The organism is Muricomes intestini, from assembly GCF_004346165.1.
Lineage (GTDB): Bacteria > Bacillota > Clostridia > Lachnospirales > Lachnospiraceae > Muricomes > Muricomes intestini.
In genome coordinates this window covers 1-19,490 of sequence record NZ_SLZZ01000030.1, presented here as the reverse complement: position 1 = coordinate 19,490, position 19,490 = coordinate 1, and the positions used below count along the sequence as shown (strand labels likewise).

Sequence of the window (19,490 nt, the reverse complement as noted above, 5' to 3'; positions counted from 1 at the left end):
GTGAACCAGAACAAGAGTTGTTTTTAAATTCTTGTAGCATGTCGATAACTTTGCTTTTGTCTCCGGTGAACCAGAACAAGAGTTGTTTTTAAATATGGGCGAATGGCACAGTACAGTATCTGCAAATTTTGGTGAACCAGAACAAGAGTTGTTTTTAAATTGATTAATGGATGCTCGCAATGCTCCGGTATCAACGGTGAACCAGAACAAGAGTTGTTTTTAAATTCTCTTGCGAAAGAAGCACACGACAAAAAGGGTATGGGTGAACCAGAACAAGAGTTGTTTTTAAATATCCTCCACTTCTGCTTCATCTCTGCTATTTCGTCGGTGAACCAGAACAAGAGTTGTTTTTAAATGTTTGTTCCAGATTTTTTCCTGTCCGTCTGCCAGAGGTGAACCAGAACAAGAGTTGTTTTTAAATACTTATCCCGGTTGAACATGCTGGATAGCAAGTCCGGTGAACCAGAACAAGAGTTGTTTTTAAATTAGCCTTTCAGTTCCTCATAGCCTGTTCTAAAGTCGGTGAACCAGAACAAGAGTTGTTTTTAAATTTCACCCTCCTATTCTGCCTTGTACGGTTCCGGCCGGGTGAACCAGAACAAGAGTTGTTTTTAAATTGGCTTGCTCTACCAGAGTGTGTATCTGGTTCTTTTGGTGAACCAGAACAAGAGTTGTTTTTAAATTTAATTCTTTCAAGTCTTTCCCTGTTCTTCACATAGGTGAACCAGAACAAGAGTTGTTTTTAAATAGGATTTTCGCCATGTTTGCATCTTTTATCATCCAGGTGAACCAGAACAAGAGTTGTTTTTAAATGCAGGGAAAGATTCTAAATTGCAACTTTGCAGTCGGGGTGAACCAGAACAAGAGTTGTTTTTAAATCTTCCCCTTTTTCCTCGCTTTCCGTTTCCGCTTGGGTGAACCAGAACAAGAGTTGTTTTTAAATAAAAAATAGAAAAATCTAAGAAAGGAGTCGGAACCCGGTGAACCAGAACAAGAGTTGTTTTTAAATCAAAGTCACTAGACCTTGCCGGGGATAATCTTAAGGTGAACCAGAACAAGAGTTGTTTTTAAATTACAAGGATTTGTTTGCATAGGCTGGGCCAGATGCGGGTGAACCAGAACAAGAGTTGTTTTTAAATACTTTATGTTTTGCACATATTCCCTCAATCGTCTTAGGTGAACCAGAACAAGAGTTGTTTTTAAATGAGTGCAAAACGGAATAGACTTGGTGACATTAAAGGGTGAACCAGAACAAGAGTTGTTTTTAAATATGGAAAAACCACCACTGCAATGTCCTACATTGTGGTGAACCAGAACAAGAGTTGTTTTTAAATACCGTTGCCTCGCCTATCTCCCGTATCTTCTGGCTGGTGAACCAGAACAAGAGTTGTTTTTAAATTGCCCGAAAAGTCAGTGTTGTTCACGGAAATCGGCGGGTGAACCAGAACAAGAGTTGTTTTTAAATAAATGTGAAGTGTGTGGGAGTGAAGATGGACCTATGTCAATACCTTGGACACAAAAAGTTGAACTTTTTCTCTCTGTATAAAATTAATACGTAGAGAAAGATTTTAAGCTACAAGAACCTCATCTTCAACCTGCTGTGGGGTTTTATAATCCAGTGCGCTATGTCTCCTTCTGCGGTTATACCAAGACTCAATATATTCAAAGAGAGCTGCTTCAGCCTCTTCAAATGTATGATATGTATTTAGATATACTTCTTCCTTCTTCAATACTGAATGGAAGGACTCTATACAAGCGTTATCATAGGGATTTCCTTTTCTACTAAAGGAATGTTTCATATTTTTTTCTATGATTATATCTTCAAATACGGTGCTTGTATATTGGCTGCCCAAATCACTGTGAAGAATAATATCTGTAGTATCTTCTACATTGAGACATGCATTTTCTACCGCCTTTTTAGCTAATTCGGCGGTTGGGTTTTTGCCGTATGAATAACCAATGATCTTTCTATTATATAAGTCCATCACTGATGCTAGATAAGTCCAGCCTCCATCTTGAACATGTATATACGTTATGTCAGTAACCCATTTTTGATTTATTTGGACCTATGTCAATACCTTGGACACAAAAAGTTGAACTTTTTCTCTCTGTATAAAATTAATACGTAGAGAAAGATTTTAAGCTACAAGAACCTCATCTTCAACCTGCTGTGGGGTTTTATAATCCAGTGCGCTATGTCTCCTTCTGCGGTTATACCAAGACTCAATATATTCAAAGAGAGCTGCTTCAGCCTCTTCAAATGTATGATATGTATTTAGATATACTTCTTCCTTCTTCAATACTGAATGGAAGGACTCTATACAAGCGTTATCATAGGGATTTCCTTTTCTACTAAAGGAATGTTTCATATTTTTTTCTATGATTATATCTTCAAATACGGTGCTTGTATATTGGCTGCCCAAATCACTGTGAAGAATAATATCTGTAGTATCTTCTACATTGAGACATGCATTTTCTACCGCCTTTTTAGCTAATTCGGCGGTTGGGTTTTTGCCGTATGAATAACCAATGATCTTTCTATTATATAAGTCCATCACTGATGCTAGATAAGTCCAGCCTCCATCTTGAACATGTATATACGTTATGTCAGTAACCCATTTTTGATTTATTGTTGTAGCATTAAAATCACGATTTAGTATGTTTTCCTTATCATCAGGAACCTTACCCTGATTATTTTGATACTTATATTTGCGTACTACAACACTGCGAAGACCTAGCTTAGCCATATGTCTTTGCACTCTTTTGACAGAACATGGGATACCAGCCTCTTCAAGATCTCGCTGTATCTTAATAGCACCATAACGCCCCTTAGATCTGTTATAGTAAAATTGAACTTCATCACTAAATTTGTTGTAGTCAATTTCTCTTTGAGATGTAACATGATTGATTACAGCATAATAAGTACTGCGAGGAAACTTAAGTACCTTGCACATTTGTTTCACAGTATAATTATCAAGATTCGCTTGAATAAAGGACACGTACTCAGCTATTGATTTTTGGCAAATATGGCGGTAGCTTTTTTTAATATTTCATTCTCTATCTCTAGTTCCTTCATTTTCTTTTGAAGAGCCTTATACTCTTTCATAGAAATGGTTTCTGTTTCTGAAACCTGTACTGGAGAAAGAAGTTTTACCCAGGTAGAGATTGTGCCTTTTGGAACGCCATATTCGTTAGATAATTCTGTGATACCTTTACCAGCTTTATTACGCAGATCTACAATCTGCTGCTTGAATTCAGGGGTATAGGATTTTTGATTTTTTGCCATGATTGAACACTCCTTTATTATATTATAGAAAGTTCAACTTTCCGTGTCCATAGTTATATACTAACACCAATTGTTGTAGCATTAAAATCACGATTTAGTATGTTTTCCTTATCATCAGGAACCTTACCCTGATTATTTTGATACTTATATTTGCGTACTACAACACTGCGAAGACCTAGCTTAGCCATATGTCTTTGCACTCTTTTGACAGAACATGGGATACCAGCCTCTTCAAGATCTCGCTGTATCTTAATAGCACCATAACGCCCCTTAGATCTGTTATAGTAAAATTGAACTTCATCACTAAATTTGTTGTAGTCAATTTCTCTTTGAGATGTAACATGATTGATTACAGCATAATAAGTACTGCGAGGAAACTTAAGTACCTTGCACATTTGTTTCACAGTATAATTATCAAGATTCGCTTGAATAAAGGACACGTACTCAGCTATTGATTTTTGGCAAATATGGCGGTAGCTTTTTTTAATATTTCATTCTCTATCTCTAGTTCCTTCATTTTCTTTTGAAGAGCCTTATACTCTTTCATAGAAATGGTTTCTGTTTCTGAAACCTGTACTGGAGAAAGAAGTTTTACCCAGGTAGAGATTGTGCCTTTTGGAACGCCATATTCGTTAGATAATTCTGTGATACCTTTACCAGCTTTATTACGCAGATCTACAATCTGCTGCTTGAATTCAGGGGTATAGGATTTTTGATTTTTTGCCATGATTGAACACTCCTTTATTATATTATAGAAAGTTCAACTTTCCGTGTCCATAGTTATATACTAACACCAATCTTAAAAGATACACGGTTAAGCATATGTGTAAAGCCTTGAAATTTGCAAGAAGTACCTATTACGAGGCTCTGATTCGTGTACCTTCAAACAAGGAGCAGGAATATCAGAAATTCTCATCCGAAGTCAAACAATGCTTTGAAGAAAATAAAAAGCGTTATGGAGCGGTTAAGATATACCGTAAGCTTAATGAGGCCGGTATCCCTTGCAGTATCAAGCGTGTACAACGTCATATGCAGCGTCAGGGACTTCGCTCTATTGTTGTAAAAAAGTACAATTATAAGTCCAATCAGGGTAAAGTACCTGATGATAAAAAGAATATCCTAAACCGTGACTTCAAAGCGGATAGCATTAATAAAAAGTGGGCGACAGATATCACTTACATTCATGTGTTGAAAGAAGGCTGGACATACTTAGCATCCGTTATGGATCTTTATGATCGTAAGATAATAGGTTATGCCTATGGCAAACATATGACAGCTGATTTGGCACTTGATGCTATCAAGAATGCATGCCTGAATGTAAAAAATACAGATGGAATCGTCCTTCATAGTGATCTGGGAAGCCAGTATACGAGTGACCTGTTCGAGGAGTACATGAAAACAAATGGCTTTATACACTCATTCAGTAGAAAAGGAAATCCTTATGATAATGCATGCATGGAATCCTTTCATTCCGTCATGAAGAAAGAAGAGGTATATCTACACACTTATCAAGACTTCGAGGAATGCCGAAAAGCACTCTTTGAATATATAGAATCCTGGTATAATCGCCAGAGGATTCACAGTGCACTTGGATACAAAACGCCCCAACAAGTGGAGGATGAAGCTATTCACGCTGCATAAATAAGTTTAACTTTTTGTGTCCAATGTATTGACATAGGTCCACAAGAGTTGTTTTTAAATTAATCGTTATCCCGGATCCGGTTAATCTCCTCTATCGGTGAACCAGAACAAGAGTTGTTTTTAAATGGATAATAAGACGCTCGTAAATACAGACAATGTAGGTGAACCAGAACAAGAGTTGTTTTTAAATGTTGCATTTTTGACACAGGAAGTAGATACCATGAAAGGTGAACCAGAACAAGAGTTGTTTTTAAATGCTTACCTTTTGTATGCTATCCCCAGAATACTTTTGGTGAACCAGAACAAGAGTTGTTTTTAAATCGTCATTCTGTGCTTTTATGACTGGGATGTCTGGCGGTGAACCAGAACAAGAGTTGTTTTTAAATAAACTTATATGGTACATATCGGTACATTCTACTGAGGTGAACCAGAACAAGAGTTGTTTTTAAATCCTCCGTTAATCCGTCCACAGCATAGCAGCCCCTGGGTGAACCAGAACAAGAGTTGTTTTTAAATTTGAAAAATGGTTTTGTGTGTAACGCTGGAAACACTGGTGAACCAGAACAAGAGTTGTTTTTAAATGAACTTTAAGTTTTTCGCTCCACTTTATCCATTTACGGTGAACCAGAACAAGAGTTGTTTTTAAATTTGCGAGCCATAAATGAAGAAGCGGATTATGCATGGTGAACCAGAACAAGAGTTGTTTTTAAATAAAGGTGTTGTTGTGGAGTTTCCATATCCCTTTTGTGGTGAACCAGAACAAGAATTGTTTTTAAATGTAACCAACTCCAATACTGTAAAAGATGCGGTATGATGAACCAGAACAAGATGTTATTTGAAGTAACTGTTTATAAGTTTGACCTAGTATTTTATGAATACTAATTGATTGAAACCATATAGCATGGTAAAATGTAAATGGGATTTCAAGGCTTTAAATGAGTATTTATGAGGATCTTTACAATGGAGCTGAAGCGGAACTGGTATCATTTGTTTACAGAAACGGTATGTTTAATCTTAATGATAGGGATATTGCTTTACCTGTTTTTGAACTGGGGCAGTTTCCCGAATAAAATTCCAGGGCATTATAATGCGGCCGGTGTTGCTGACAGGCCAGGAAATAAGGGGGAGCTTTTAGTAACCCCATTATTGGATGGCTACTGTACTTAGGGATGACTGCAGTAGAACAATTCCCAGAGTTTTGGAATACTGGTGTCAGAGTGACGGAGGAAAATAGAAAATGCATATATTGTGTTTTGAAAGATATGCTGAACACACAAAAACTATTGATGGTAATAGTTTTTGTGTCTATTACAATAATTTCTTCAAAAGCGATGTCGCTGCCAGCATGGTTTCTTCCGGCGTTTCTTATTCTAATGTTTGGCTCAATTATTTTCTTTATCATAAAATTGGTTCATGAAAAATAATTGCTGGACACGGATGCTATAATGTTAAGTGCAAATAAATTTAAACAACAGAAAGGTGGTCTACAATGGATTTTCTAGATTTGGCAAAAGAAAGGTATTCTGTCAGGAAGTTTGACAAAAGAAAAGTGGAACAGGAAAAGATTGATTCAATTTTGGAAGCGGGAAAACTTGCGCCTACAGCCTGCAATTATCAGCCTCAGAGAGTTCTTTTAATTCAGTCCCAGGATGGGCTGCAGCGTGTAAAGGACTGTACAAGGTATCATTTTGATGCGCCATTAACCTTGATTATATGCTATGACAGTACAGTGAGCTGGAAGAGGTCATTTGACAATTACGATATGGGAGCCGTAGATGCAGGTATAGTTACAACCCATATGATACTTGAGATCGCAGAATTGGGATTGGGCAGTACCTGGGTAGGTCATTTCGATCCCCAGAAGGTGAAGGAAAACTTTTCTTTGCCTGAAAATATTATACCGGTAGCAATTTTACCAATCGGTTACCCGGCCAAGGAAAGTAGTCCAAATCCTAACCACACAAAACGGCAGGAATTGGAGATAACGGCGTTTTAAAAACAAAAAGATGCCGCTTTGCAGCTATCAGCAGCTGTAAAACGACATCTTTTTTATTCCCGCGAGTATTTGATTTTTCTGTTTTCGTATTTCTGCTATTCGAAGGCAACAATAGCTTCTTTCCTCTTGAACCGCGGTAACACAGTTTCCAGTATCCGGATGCTGTGATTCAAATCTTTTTGCTCCAGATAAGCAGCAGCCATGTCCTGTCCGATTACGAGATCCATATTCATTTCGTCGGAAGCAACTAATACGGCTTTTCCCTGTCCTAAAGCACGAGCCGGATGGATGTGGCCATTTAGCAACTTGGATATACGGTCAACTTCCAGCAAACCGGTTCCGGGCTGTATTCTCTGCAGCTGCATATAGAGATCAAGGCTTAAAGCCAGAGAATAGGTGCCATAAAAACCCTTTTCCGACAAAGCGGTAATTCCTGCGGCAATATCGGTAAAAGCATTTTCACCGGCACTCCAGTCCTTCTTTTCTACTTTTTGTGTGCCGGGGACCGTAAGCAGCCCATCATATCCCGCGTCCTTACTGCCCCAGAAAATCAGCTTGTCTTCTTTAAGAGCACAGGCTTCAGCTGCCCGCTCAGCCCTTGACAAATCTGTTGGAAAACCAGATTTCTTAGCGCTTTCAAGATCTCTGGCAAGTAGTGTAAAATCCTCAAAAATAAGGGGGATCTCTGTAAACTTCCTGCCGCTTGTTGTAATGAGTCCTTCTTTTTCTACTTCTTCGACTGCATCGGCATCGTCTACCGGAACTGTTTGTACACCCACACCGAGTGGCCCGAAAACGTGCAGGAAACGTCTGCCGACCAATGAATTGCGTGCTGTTTTTACTACAGCAGCATCAATTTGCTCCCAAAGCCCTTCAGAAAAAGGGGCCGCTTCTCTTGATAAATAACTCATGTCTAAAACCTCCTTTTTGCATTTGCTATATCAGGTTTAATCAATCAGGCTGCCAACTGTTTCGGCAGGAGGAACATCATCAGAAGTCTCTTCTGTCGAAATGGAAATACCCAAATCCTCCAGCATCTCCCGGACTTCTTCCTCCCCGGACGCAAATAACTCGGCTTCCTTGGGGTCAAGTACTCGAAGCAATGTCATCAGTTCACCTACATGAGCTTTCTCCTCATCGCGGATATCTGCGATGACCTTCTTGGCTATCTCATTATCTGTGGCCTGTACATGTGCATCATACAGATATATAGCCTCCAATTCACCTGCAATGTTCAGGCGCACTGCCTGAATTAATTCTTCTTCGTTCATCTTGCGGTTAACATTCCCCTGAAAGGGATTTGCAAAAGCTGGCATATGATTCATCCTCCTTTATAAAATTTATTTATGGTTTCCTCATTTGTAATTGAGGGAAACAACTTGAAAATATTGTCACTGCGAAAATCAAATGGTGTAAGGATCAAAAGGTATTTTGCCCCCTGATACCTACGGATTGCTACGCACTTTGTGCCCCGCAATCCTAAAAACATTCGAAAACCGCCCTACTCGGGCTACTTTCTCATGTTTTGCGAATCCCAAAGTCATGCTTTTTCATGCAAGCATGAAACGTATGACCTTTTGTCCCTGGTATCATCAAATATAATTATGTAAATGCTTTCGTGTTAAAGTGACAATAGGTAATAATTTGAATCAAATTAATTTTATCATCAATATTTTTTGATGTCAATGTCCGATTTGATAGTAAAAGAATGATTAACGTCTAAATATATCTGATAATTTACTGAGAATATGCAGCATGAGGGCTACTGTTTGCAGGCTGGCCTGTGAACAGTAGCGCATGGGGGAATCAAGAAATCAAGCCTGCACTCCTGATTTGTTTCATTTATTTTTTTTGAATTATGGTGTAGAATATAAGAACGAGTGCTTTTACGATATTGCTTTGCAGCGCTGTATTGAGTCAGCACACTAGAAGCTATCTTGTGATATTGGAGGAAGAAAGACATGGAGAATGACTATTTAGTACAGAAAAAACCATTCAGTGCATTGTTTATTTTTGCTTTGCCTATCATTATAGGAAATTTGTTTCAGCAGGCTTATACAATGGCAGATTCAGCCGTTGTAGGAAGGTTTGTCAGCCAGCAGGCACTGGCTGCAGTTGGGGCTTCGTATTCCTTGACAAACATATTTATTTGTATTGCAATAGGCGGAGGTATAGGTGCATCGGTTATTGTAAGCAGGTATTATGGGGCAAAAGAATATGGTAAAATGAAACTTGCGGTATTTACATCTTTTATTTCTTTTTTGCTGATTAGTATTGTTCTGGGAGGGGTGGGGCTGCTGTTTGGTAAGAAGATCATGCTTCTTTTAAACACGCCTGCGGATGTTCTGGATATGGCAGTAGTGTATTTGAATATCTATTTTCTGGGACTCCCCTTTTTGTTTATGTACAATGTATTGTCAGCTATGTTCAACGCTCTTGGAAAGTCCAGGATACCTTTGTACTTTCTGATTTTTTCATCTGTTTTTAATGTAGTCCTGGATGTTATATTTGTAACTCGTTTCAATATGGGAGTTGCCGGGGTGGCATGGGCCACCTTGATTGCGCAGGGTATTTCCGTAATCTTATCATTTAGTGTTTTTATAAAAGAACTGAGAAAACTGGAGTGCGGACATACGCAGTTTTTTGATAAAACAGAACTTTGGAACATGACTAAAATAGCGCTGCCGTCTATTTTGCAGCAGTCCACAGTTTCTATCGGTATGATGCTGGTTCAGTCGGTTGTAAACAGCTTTGGTTCAGAGGCACTGGCAGGATTTTCTGCTGCTATGAGGGTTGAATCAATCTGCATTGTTCCTATGTCCGGAATTGGAAATGCGGTATCTTCCTATACAGCCCAGAATATCGGTGCCCGCAAGCAAGAGCGTGTGGTCGAGGGCTACCACGTATCCAACAAAATGGTCCTTGTCTGTGCTGCCATTATCTGCCTGATACTGGAACTTTTCCATCGGCAGATTATTTCTCTTTTTCTGGGGGCGGAAGGGACAGCTATTGCTGTTGCTACGGGACGGGACTATCTAACCTTTATGGGATGGTTTTTCTGCCTGATAGGCTTCAAAATGTGTGTGGATGGACTGCTTCGGGGAGCCGGGGATATGAAGATGTTTACCATTGCGAATCTGGTAAATCTTTTCATCCGTGTAGCTGTCTCTGTCAGCTTTGCACCCCGGTTTGGCATTCAGGTCATCTGGTATGCGGTTCCTATCGGTTGGCTGGTAAACTGGATGATTTCCTTCCTGCAGTACCGCACGGGAAAATGGAGAAAGATTTATTCCTGAAAAGAGGAAATTGGAGTATAGGTATCGGACTGAATGTAATAGGAAAGGGGCGGCTATGAAACGTATTTCTCTTGAAAAACTTCTTCTGCATCAGGGAAATTTATCTTATAATGCACAGTACAGCTATATTATGGGACTCTTAAGTGCAGGAAAAATCAAACCCTTGAAGGCTGCGGGAACAAATGGCAAGAAGCCGGCTCTCTACCGTGAGTATTGGATTCTGGAAAAGAGGAAGGACTACAGGGAGCTGGAGGATGAACTAAAGTATCGGCTATTGCCTGTGATTTCTGTGGATTATTATTTGTCTCATCCTGATATTTATGAGCAGGACAGACCCTGGGTGCTGATGCTTAATGATTACCTGAAGAACAGGAAAGAAAAATTGGAAGCTCAGGAATCGGCCAACGAGAGAAGTTTTGAGATTTGGGGGCGGGAGAAGTTCTTAACAAGGGAACAGGGAAGACATATTTTGAATCGGTGCAAACTGGATTTGCAGGTTCTTAATATATATGGAACTACGGAGCCTCTGGCTTATTACTCACACACGAGAAATACTCCCCAAAATCTGCTGATTCTTGAGAATAAAGATACTTTTTACAGTATGCGGCGGCATTTGCTGGAGGAAAAGAACTCTATACTGGGTATCCCGATAGGAACATTAATTTATGGTGCAGGAAAAGGCATCTTACGTTCTTTCCGGGATTTTGACCTTTGTGTAGAGCCTTATATGAAAGAAAGTCAAAATAAAATCTACTATTTTGGGGACCTGGATTATGAGGGCATCGGTATCTATGAAAGCTTGGCAGATATGTTTCGCAGTAGATGGGGGATTGTTCCATTTGTACCTGCTTACAGGGCGATGCTGGAAAAGTCAGGGGCGGCGGAGTGGGAAGACTCATTGAAACAGCTTCCCGATATGAAGGAAAGGCAAAACCGCAATATACAGGAAACATTTTTCTCATATTTTCAGGAACCGGATATGGAGAAAATGAAGAAAATCCTGGAGTATGGAAAGTATATTCCCCAAGAGATTTTGAATATTACAGACTTTTAAAAAGAGGACATAAAAATTATGCAGTATGAATTTTTAAAGCATTTTCCAAAAAGAATGAAAAATGTGGGGCTATATGCGGTGCTGATCCAAAACAGTGTCCAGAGGACCACCTGGAAGCAATACGGATTTTTAACCGCGGACGAGCAGCTCAATCTTATATTTGCAGTGATGCTTTACATTATGGAGCAATCTCTGAAGGAAGAGAACTGTACAATGGACGATATCGGTGCCTACATAGATACGCTCAATATGCAGTACTGGCATAAAAACATGAACTATGAGGACTGCAGGCAGCTGGGGGACTTTATTGTCAATGTCATCTTGTCCAACGATGGAAGAGTTATGCATTTTGACGGATTCAATTTTGAGCAGGATGCTTATCAAATCATGAATATCAGTTACGTGGCGAACAAGATTGTTTATGTAGAACAGGAAGTGAAACGCACGTCTTACTATCTGACCGATGACGGTTACAATCTTCTTCTGGGAACACTGGAAATTGAAAATAATATGAAGCTGACCATCCATGAGATGATTTTTCAAATGCACCTTGAGAAGCAGAGCTATGATAAAGCAGTGGATGAGATTAAGAATGTTTTTAATCTGCTGCGGATTCAGATGCAGAAGATTCAGGAAGCCATGGGAAAGATACGGCGCAACGCCCTGAATTATTCAGTGCGGGATTACGAAGAGGTATTGACGGAGAATCTGGAGACGATTGGGGATACACAACAGAAGTTTCAAAATTACCGGGAAATGGTAAGGAGCCGGGCGAGGGAACTAGAAGAAGAAAATATCAATATAAAACGGCTCAGTGACAAAGAGGATGAGAACCTGAACCACTTGCGTATAATTGAAAGTTATCTGAACCGCGCTATAGATGAGCATCAGAAAATACTTAACAATCATTTTGATTTGAAAGCTTTATATACTAAGGAGCTGGAAGATTTGACACAGATGTCTCTCATCAGACGTTTCCCTCTGCGTACAAAACTGTACGATAAGATATTAGAACATCCTAAAGCCCTGGAAAACCTAGATTATTTTTTACGGCCTCTATTTAATCAGGATGCAGAGAAGGTGTATAATTTGAATAAAGCATTTCAGTACCAAAAGCCGGTGAGGAAAAATGAAGAGGAAGATACACAGGAAGAACTGGATTTTGATGAAGAGGCCTGGCAGGCCCAGCAGGAGCGGAAACTTAAAGAGAAGCTAAAACGTTATGAGACCAGCCTGGGATATTTATTGGAAAGGGCATGTGTAAGCGGGGAAATTTCTTTGGAGGAAATTGGCAAGCAGACGGAAACACTCCCCGCCCATAAAGATAAATTAATACCTAATGTAGAAGTGTTTAAAGAAGTTATGGTCGAGTTGATTAAAAATCGGGAGATTGATATTGAGTCATTAAAGAAAGAGAGAAGCGAATATATCCAGGATAAGCCGGGTGAATTTCAGCTCAACGAAATGTTGCTGAAACTGATAGAGGATGAACCGAGGAAGGAGATTACCCTGCCCGACGGAAGCGCTGTGCACAGGATTGAGACATATCGTATGCCTGACGGCAGCGCAGTTACTTTTAATGATGTTTTGAATGAAGAAGGGGACAGGAAGGCTATTCGCTGTTCCAACGTGCTGATCAGGGTACTGTAGAACAAGGAAAGGAAAAGAACATGGCATATGAAATAGAAGAAATCAGGACGAGCCAGGAAATATTTTATTATCTTCTGGAGCATCATGAGCTGCGTGAGGAAGAGGAGCACCTCCTATATAAGGCTTATACAGAGCAGGAAGCCATTCAAAATCTGGTGAAGTCCCAGGGAGAGACTGCCCAGAGCAGTATTGAGCGGTATGGAAATGTGGTTTATCTCATACCCCACGAAGAAAATAATATACTGGGTTTCTCCAAGGCTCAGCTTAAAGCAGTACTCTGTAAATCTAATGCGACAGACAAGGACTATTATCTGTCTCAGTTTGTCATACTCACTCTTCTTGTGGAGTTTTTTGATGGACAAGGAAGCAGCAGTAAGGCCCGGGAGTATATTCGTGTGGGGGAACTTCAGAACTGTATTTCCCTCCGGCTGAAGGAAGGCTCAGAGAACTTAGGCGAGGCGGGGGAGGAACGGGAAGGTATTGCCTTTTCCAACATGCTTGAGGCCTATGAGGCACTGCGCTCTGATGAAAGAGGTTCCCGGGCCCGGACAACAAAAGAAGGATTTCTTCACTATATTCTAATCTTTTTGCAGAAACAGGGCCTGATTGAATATGTAGAGCAGGACGAGATGATTAAGACGACAAAGAAACTAGATAACTTTATGGACTGGAATCTTCTGAATCAAAATAATTACCAGAGAGTCATGCAGGTGTTGGGGGTGAAGGAGAATGAGTAAAATAAACGGTGTCAGGCTAATTAATATCAATTATAACAATAACGCAATCCGCATCAGTGATGAGGCATTTCATTTAAATGGAGAGAGCACCCTGCTTTCCTTGAGAAACGGAGGGGGAAAGTCTGTATTGGTGCAGATGATGACGGCGCCTTTTGTCCATAAAAGGTACCGTGACGCGAAGGACCGTCCTTTTGAAAGTTATTTTACGACAAATAAGCCCTCCTTCATTCTGGTGGAGTGGGTGCTGGATCAGCAAGCGGGCTATGTGCTTACCGGAATGATGGTGCGGCGAAGCCAGGATGCAGAAAATACTGGTGGAGACAATCTGGAAATGGTGAATATTATCAGTGAATATCAAAAGCCCTGCCTTCAGGATATGCACCATTTGCCTGTTGTGGAAAAGAGTAAGAAAGAGATTATCCTGAAAAATTTCGCAGCCTGCCGGCAGATGTTTGAGTCATATAAAAAAGACCGTTCTATGAACTTTTTTTATTATGATATGAACAATGCAGCTCAGTCCAGGCAGTATTTTGAGAAGCTGAAAGAATACCAAATTAACGATAAAGAGTGGGAGACGATTATTAAGAAAGTGAATCTGAAGGAGTCCGGTCTTTCGGATTTATTTGCTGACTGTAAAGATGAGCGGGGACTGGTGGAAAAATGGTTTCTGGATGCGGTGGAAAGCAAGCTGAATAAAGATAAGAACCGAATGAAAGAATTTCAGAAGATTGTAGAGAAATATGTTGGTCAGTACAAAGATAATCAGAGTAAAATCAAACGCCGGGATACGATTCGGGTATTTAAAGAAGAGGCACTCCGCATTCAGGAAAAGGCCGAATTCTACCGAAAATCTGACCAGAAAAAGTTGGGACAGGAGAACAGGATCGCCTATTTTATTCGGGAGCTAAACGGACTTCGAAACGATACAGAAGCTGCATACCAAGATGTCCGGCAGCAGCTGGAAGAAGTGAGCCGCGGAGTCTCCCGGGTGGAATATGAGAAACTTTCCAGTGAAGTTTATCGCCTGGAGGAAGAACAGAGCTTTCATGTCAGCAACCGGGATATGATTGAGATGGAGCAGGAAGAGCTTGAACGGGAAGCAGCAGGGATAGAAAAATATCTCCATCTGCTGTTATGTGCAAAACAACAGGAACTGACGAAAGAGGAAGAGAGGGAGCTTCTGTTGGTACGTCAGAAGCTGGAGGTTTTTCGGAAAAAGGATGAAGATCTAGAGCCGGAGAGAAATCAATTAGGGTACAGTCTGAAGTGCTATTATGGGACAGCCTTAGGAAAAAATAAGGAGCAAAGGCAAGAAAAGGAAACACTTCACCAGCAGGTTTTAGAGCATATCAGCACAGAGAAAGAAAAGATTTCTAAACTGGAAGAGGAAATCCGCAGGAAAATGACGGCAGAAGGGGCCTTGCAAAGTAAAGTGGAATCCTACGGCAACCAGGAAGAACATTATAATACACTTTATAAAGAAAACCTTGTCCGCAATATTTTAGGTACCTACGAACCGGGGACTCTGGAGATACGCTGTGAAGCCTATGAAAAAACACTGGAGGAAGAGAACCGGGAAAAGCTGCGGAAGAAAAAGCAATTTGAGACTTCTCAAAATGAGCAGAGAGGGCTGGAGCGCACCCTGACAGATCTGGGGCGGGAACAGATACAAAAGAAGCTTGAGAAAGAGCAGCAGGAGAAACTGCAGACTAAATATAACCAGGAGCTGGAAAAGCGCAGGGTAATTCTGACCTACCTGGATTTGGACGAGAAATCACTCTATGATACTGAAAAGATTATTCATACTTCTGAAAGAAAGCTAGCAGAAATAGCAGCTTTGCGAAGAAACCTGGAGAAAGAGGAGGATACGCTGCAAAAGGAGTATCAGAGCCTTACACAGGGCAAGGTTTTGGACCTGCCCAAGGAATTTGAGACAGAGCTTCAAAATATGGGAATCCATGTCATTTATGGCATGGAGTGGTTACAGAAAAACGGATATACGGAAAAAGAGAATCAGGAACTGGTCCGCAGCCATCCATTTCTTCCCTATGCCCTGATTCTTTCGGAGCAGGAGATGAAGAAACTGTCTCAAAGCCCGGGGGCTGTTTATACTTCATTTCCAATTCCTATTATTGTAAGGGAGAACCTGGATGAGAAGAAGGATAATGATGTCAAAGGTATCATTGAGCTTCCCGATGTCAGTTTCTATGTACTGTTCAATGAAAATTTGTTGAATGAAGAAAAGCTGCGCCTCCTTGTGCAGGAAAAGGAACAGCAGATCTGGAGAAAGAAAGAGGCAATTTCAATCCGCCAGTCAGAATATGAAGAATATTTTGAGCGCCGGGAGATCATTAAAAATCAGGAAGTCAGCCGGGAAAAGTTTACAGCAAATGAAGAGGCTATAAAAGAACTGGGAATGCAGCTGTCCAAACTGGATGAAGATGTCAGAAAGGTGTCGTCTGATCTGGCGGAACTGAAATCGGAACTGGAGCACCTTGATAAGGCCATACAAAAAGCGGAGCAGGAGATTTTCCGCCAGAACCGGCGGCTGGAGGATTACCGGCGGCTGTGTGATGCATATAAAATCTATGAACAAAATCGGGAGTCTTTGGAGAAATGCCGCAGGGATATTAAACGGCTGCAGGAAAATCAGAAATTAGCACAGGGTCAGCTGGAGCGGCAGCAGGAGAGACAGAGAGAGCTGGAAGCGGAGCAGGATCAGCTGGAGCGAGAAAGCAGTGCTCTCGGAGAGCGTTGTCAGAAGTATCAGAGATACGAAGAGACAGAGATACACAAGGACTTGACCCGGCACGACGTGACGGCTGTGGAGGCACGCTATGGGGCTATCACGTCCAGCATGTCCCAGGAACTCCAGGATCTGGAGATTCAGGAGCAAAAAGTGGCCAGAAGATATGAAGAGGCCCAGGACGAACTGGAGCATCTGGGGGGAAAATATCATCTTAAGCCGGGGGACTGGGAAGATATTCGCTATGAACGGAGAGAGGAATCCCACAGAGAAGTTCTTTTAGAAGATAGAAATAAGAAGCTGGAAGTGAAGAAAACGCTTTGGAATGAAGAGGACAAGCAGGTTGCTGTTCTTTCTCAACAGAAGGATGATCGCCTAAAACAAATAAAGAGTGAATGTGGGGAGGAAGAGCCTCTGCCCAGAGCGGAGATACAGGATCAGGATTTTGATGCCAGGAGAAATCAGCTTCTTTATCAGAAAACAGAGATACAAAAGCAGGAAGACCATCTGAAATCCCATCTGCAAAGCTATGATGAGAACCTGACGGCGCTGGCGGAATATAATGAACTGACTCCTGGGGAAGAGATTGTGTGGGAGCAGGATTTTGCAGAGATGGACAGCCGTGAGCTGCGCAATTTCAAGGGAATTTTAATCCGGGATTATAACCAGAATATACGAGAGAGGCAGGAGACAAAAGAGAGGCTAGTTCAGGTTTTAAATCAGATTGTGCGCATAGATCGGTTTCAGGAGGAGTTTTATAAGAAGCCGCTAGAGTCCATGCTGGAGCTGACAGAGGATGCATCTCAGGTTCTGCGGCAGCTCTCTACCACCTTGCAGTCCTATGACAGCTTGATGGAGAAGCTGGAAGTGGACATTTCCCTGGTGGAGAAGGAAAAGAAGAAAATTGTGGAGCTAATGGAAGATTATATCCGGGAGGTTCATCAGAATCTGGGCAAAATAGATCACAACTCTACAATTACAATCCGTGAACGTCCTATAAAAATGCTGAAAATTCAGCTTCCCGAATGGGAGGAAAATGAAAATCTATATCAGATGCGACTGCAGGACTTCATAGATGAGGTTACGAAAAAGGGAATTGAGCTTTTTGAGAAAAACGAAAATGCACAGGAATATTTTGGAGTGCATATTACAACCAGAAATCTGTACGACGCGGTAATCGGGGTGGGAAATATACAGATTCGGCTTTATAAAATTGAGGAACAGAGGGAATACCCCATTACCTGGGCAGAAGTGGCCCGCAATTCGGGCGGCGAGGGATTTTTATCTGCATTTGTTATCCTGTCCAGTCTGCTGTATTATATGAGAAAAGACGACACCGACATTTTTGCAGACAGAAATGAAGGGAAGGTTCTGCTTATGGACAACCCCTTTGCCCAGACAAATGCATCCCATCTGCTCAAGCCGCTGATGGATATGGCAGATAAGACCAATACACAGCTCATCTGCCTGACGGGGCTCGGCGGAGAGTCAATCTACAATCGGTTTGACAATATTTATATATTGAATCTGATAGCTGCATCCTTAAGAAACGGCATGCAGTATCTGAAAGCAGATCACCTCAGGGGAGATGATCCAGAGACCCTGGTGGTGTCGCAGATAGAGGTGATGGAGCAGCAGGAACTAATGTTTTAGGCGGCTTATTATTTCGGCAGGAAACTGGTGTAATGTCCGATATCAGTTTCCTACTGTAATAAACCAGTTGATATATAGTTGTGAATACACTAATATTTGAATAAATCTTCTACAGTAGTTTCAAATACCTTGGCAATGTCCATGGCCAGCTTTAAGGAGGGATTGTACCGGCCGTTTTCTAAATGCCCTATTGTTTCGCGGCGTACGCCTACCTTTTTGGCCAGATCTTCCTGGCTGAGATTGTATTTTGCACGATATTCTTTTATCCTTGTTTTAAGCATTGTCTTTCTCCACATATTTTTTCTCTTGTCGATTATAATACATCAGAATTCCGATAAAAAACAATAATGGGATGAAAGAACTTATTAAAAACATTCCTATGATCAGTTTTGTAGCATCTTGATTTCCCCCAATACTCTCAAATATGGCTAATGTAATTAACACAATATTATTGATAATCAGGCCCAGAATAAATGATGATAAACCGGCTTTTTTGACATTAAACCAAAAGAGCTCATCAGCAGGTACATTGCGGTAAATAAAGAAAAAGAAATAAATAAGAAATAGTTGAAGTATCCAGGCACCGTGGGCAGATAGATTAACGCCTATAATACCAATTAATCCGAGCCATCCCAGATAAGACAAGGGGTTCTTTTTTGTATGTTTGTTCATATATTTTGCCTCCTCATTATGAAAGTTTAAAAGCAGATGATACAAATATATATCTTTATGTTATAAATATATAACTTCAAGAACGGTATGTCAAGGATGAAACAAGAAAATAAGGAAAATGTAACAGTTCAGCCATATGAATTTTCGGCAGCATATGCATACAAAAGCAAGCTTTCTCCTGCCTACGCTGTCGAAAATTCACATGGCTGAACTGTTACTAGAAAATAAGTGAGATTTCATGTAGGTATTGCGTGGTTCTGGAAGATATGTTATATTATACATATGAAGAGAACAACCGCCCACAAGGGGTTGACTCCCGGAAATATTATATGTTAACTGTCCTGGCTGGTCAAAGTCTCAGGGCAGTTTTTATTTTCGCTTATTAATCCTATCTATGTAGGTAAGCAGTGCAATCAGGAAAATCCCGAATATATCATTAAAGAAATAGCATCTTGTATGTTCATTTGCACCACCTCCCCTCTTTGGTGAAGTCCGGGAGGCAACCACCCTGTACACGGTTGTTCTGTTGGAAGTATATCATACTTTTAAATTTGTAATCAATACTATAGAAGTATGAAAACCAAACTTGATTTTATCCGTTCAGAAGTGTGTGCTAATAAAGTAATGGTTAATTGGTTAATTGGGTTAATTGCTAAAGACTTGGAACAGGTTAAACTTATAAAGTTACAAAAGTATTAAGCGGAATGGGGGATTTCCCATTCCTTTTTTTGACACTTTTTGTTATAATTGTTTTAGAAT

General features: G+C 40.6%; 15 protein-coding genes, 2 pseudogenes and 2 CRISPR repeat arrays (1 of these 19 running past the window's edge). Of the genes and pseudogenes, 8 read left to right on the top strand and 9 right to left on the bottom strand.

Translation table 11 applies throughout. The features are described 5' to 3' along the window. A CRISPR array of direct repeats spans positions 1–1,465; the repeat unit is 30 nt; unit sequence GGTGAACCAGAACAAGAGTTGTTTTTAAAT; it reaches 2,671 nt to the left of the window's first position. A gap of 103 nt (positions 1,466–1,568) precedes the next feature. From EDD59_RS15200 to EDD59_RS15185, 5 genes and pseudogenes are all read right to left on the bottom strand, one after another. Beyond that, positions 1,569–2,060, bottom strand: a pseudogene (locus EDD59_RS15200) (IS3 family transposase); the annotation flags it as partial. A 78-nt stretch (positions 2,061–2,138) separates the two neighbouring features. Then, positions 2,139–2,999 (bottom strand): IS3 family transposase, encoded by an 861-nt coding sequence (locus EDD59_RS15195; RefSeq protein ID WP_243117451.1) that lies wholly within the window; start codon positions 2,997–2,999, stop codon positions 2,139–2,141. 8 nt (positions 3,000–3,007) lie between these two features. Continuing rightward, the gene (locus tag EDD59_RS18195; RefSeq protein WP_024345227.1) at positions 3,008–3,286 is read right to left on the bottom strand and encodes a transposase; all 279 of its coding nucleotides are present in this window, start codon (positions 3,284–3,286) and stop codon (positions 3,008–3,010) included. Positions 3,287–3,339: 53 nt separating this feature from the next. Then, positions 3,340–3,681 (bottom strand): IS3 family transposase, encoded by a 342-nt coding sequence (locus EDD59_RS15190; protein WP_165920958.1) that lies wholly within the window; start codon positions 3,679–3,681, stop codon positions 3,340–3,342. 53 nt (positions 3,682–3,734) lie between these two features. Beyond that, positions 3,735–4,013 (bottom strand): transposase, encoded by a 279-nt coding sequence (locus EDD59_RS15185; RefSeq protein ID WP_024345227.1) that lies wholly within the window; start codon positions 4,011–4,013, stop codon positions 3,735–3,737. A gap of 83 nt (positions 4,014–4,096) precedes the next feature. On the opposite strand from EDD59_RS15185, the pseudogene EDD59_RS15180 reads away from it, so the two are divergent. The 3 genes and pseudogenes from EDD59_RS15180 to EDD59_RS15170 form a co-directional block, all read left to right on the top strand. Then, positions 4,097–4,927, top strand: a pseudogene (locus EDD59_RS15180) (IS3 family transposase); the annotation flags it as partial. Between the two features lie 96 nt (positions 4,928–5,023). Continuing rightward, positions 5,024–5,705: a CRISPR direct-repeat array (repeat unit 30 nt; unit sequence GGTGAACCAGAACAAGAGTTGTTTTTAAAT). A 167-nt stretch (positions 5,706–5,872) separates the two neighbouring features. Beyond that, complete coding sequence (locus EDD59_RS18675) at positions 5,873–6,094, top strand: DUF1648 domain-containing protein (RefSeq protein ID WP_132383397.1); 222 nt, start codon at positions 5,873–5,875, stop codon at positions 6,092–6,094. 322 nt (positions 6,095–6,416) lie between these two features. After that, positions 6,417–6,923, top strand: a complete 507-nt coding sequence (locus EDD59_RS15170) for a nitroreductase family protein (RefSeq protein ID WP_132383395.1) — start codon at positions 6,417–6,419, stop codon at positions 6,921–6,923. A 95-nt stretch (positions 6,924–7,018) separates the two neighbouring features. Here the strand turns inward: EDD59_RS15170 and EDD59_RS15165 are convergent, their stop codons facing one another. Next, the gene (locus tag EDD59_RS15165) at positions 7,019–7,834 is read right to left on the bottom strand and encodes a family 1 encapsulin nanocompartment shell protein (RefSeq protein ID WP_132383393.1); all 816 of its coding nucleotides are present in this window, start codon (positions 7,832–7,834) and stop codon (positions 7,019–7,021) included. Positions 7,835–7,870: 36 nt separating this feature from the next. After that, positions 7,871–8,239 carry a demethoxyubiquinone hydroxylase family protein gene (locus EDD59_RS15160; protein WP_132383391.1) on the bottom strand — a complete coding sequence of 123 codons (369 nt, stop codon included), beginning with the start codon at positions 8,237–8,239 and terminating at the stop codon, positions 7,871–7,873. Between the two features lie 645 nt (positions 8,240–8,884). On the opposite strand from EDD59_RS15160, the gene EDD59_RS15155 reads away from it, so the two are divergent. The 5 genes from EDD59_RS15155 to EDD59_RS15135 are packed head-to-tail and all read left to right on the top strand — an operon-like array spanning position 8,885 to position 18,059. Continuing rightward, positions 8,885–10,219: an MATE family efflux transporter gene (locus EDD59_RS15155; RefSeq protein ID WP_132383389.1), complete on the top strand. Its 1,335-nt coding sequence runs from the start codon at positions 8,885–8,887 to the stop codon at positions 10,217–10,219. A gap of 55 nt (positions 10,220–10,274) precedes the next feature. Then, the gene (locus EDD59_RS15150) at positions 10,275–11,273 is read left to right on the top strand and encodes a Wadjet anti-phage system protein JetD domain-containing protein (RefSeq protein ID WP_132383387.1); all 999 of its coding nucleotides are present in this window, start codon (positions 10,275–10,277) and stop codon (positions 11,271–11,273) included. A gap of 18 nt (positions 11,274–11,291) precedes the next feature. After that, positions 11,292–12,923: a hypothetical protein gene (locus tag EDD59_RS15145; RefSeq protein WP_132383385.1), complete on the top strand. Its 1,632-nt coding sequence runs from the start codon at positions 11,292–11,294 to the stop codon at positions 12,921–12,923. Between the two features lie 20 nt (positions 12,924–12,943). After that, the gene (locus EDD59_RS15140; RefSeq protein WP_132383383.1) at positions 12,944–13,660 is read left to right on the top strand and encodes a DUF6063 family protein; all 717 of its coding nucleotides are present in this window, start codon (positions 12,944–12,946) and stop codon (positions 13,658–13,660) included. Then, the gene (locus tag EDD59_RS15135; protein ID WP_132383381.1) at positions 13,653–18,059 is read left to right on the top strand and encodes a coiled-coil domain-containing protein; all 4,407 of its coding nucleotides are present in this window, start codon (positions 13,653–13,655) and stop codon (positions 18,057–18,059) included. The genes EDD59_RS15140 and EDD59_RS15135 overlap by 8 nt, the downstream gene beginning before the upstream one ends. Before the next feature lie 89 nt (positions 18,060–18,148). On the opposite strand, the gene EDD59_RS15130 is transcribed toward EDD59_RS15135, so the two are convergent. Together EDD59_RS15130 and EDD59_RS15125 are read right to left on the bottom strand one after the other, a co-directional pair. Continuing rightward, positions 18,149–18,340: a helix-turn-helix transcriptional regulator gene (locus tag EDD59_RS15130; RefSeq protein WP_132383379.1), complete on the bottom strand. Its 192-nt coding sequence runs from the start codon at positions 18,338–18,340 to the stop codon at positions 18,149–18,151. Beyond that, the gene (locus EDD59_RS15125) at positions 18,333–18,731 is read right to left on the bottom strand and encodes a DUF3796 domain-containing protein (RefSeq protein WP_132383377.1); all 399 of its coding nucleotides are present in this window, start codon (positions 18,729–18,731) and stop codon (positions 18,333–18,335) included. Before EDD59_RS15125 ends, EDD59_RS15130 begins: the two co-directional genes overlap by 8 nt. Positions 18,732–19,490 lie beyond the last annotated feature (759 nt).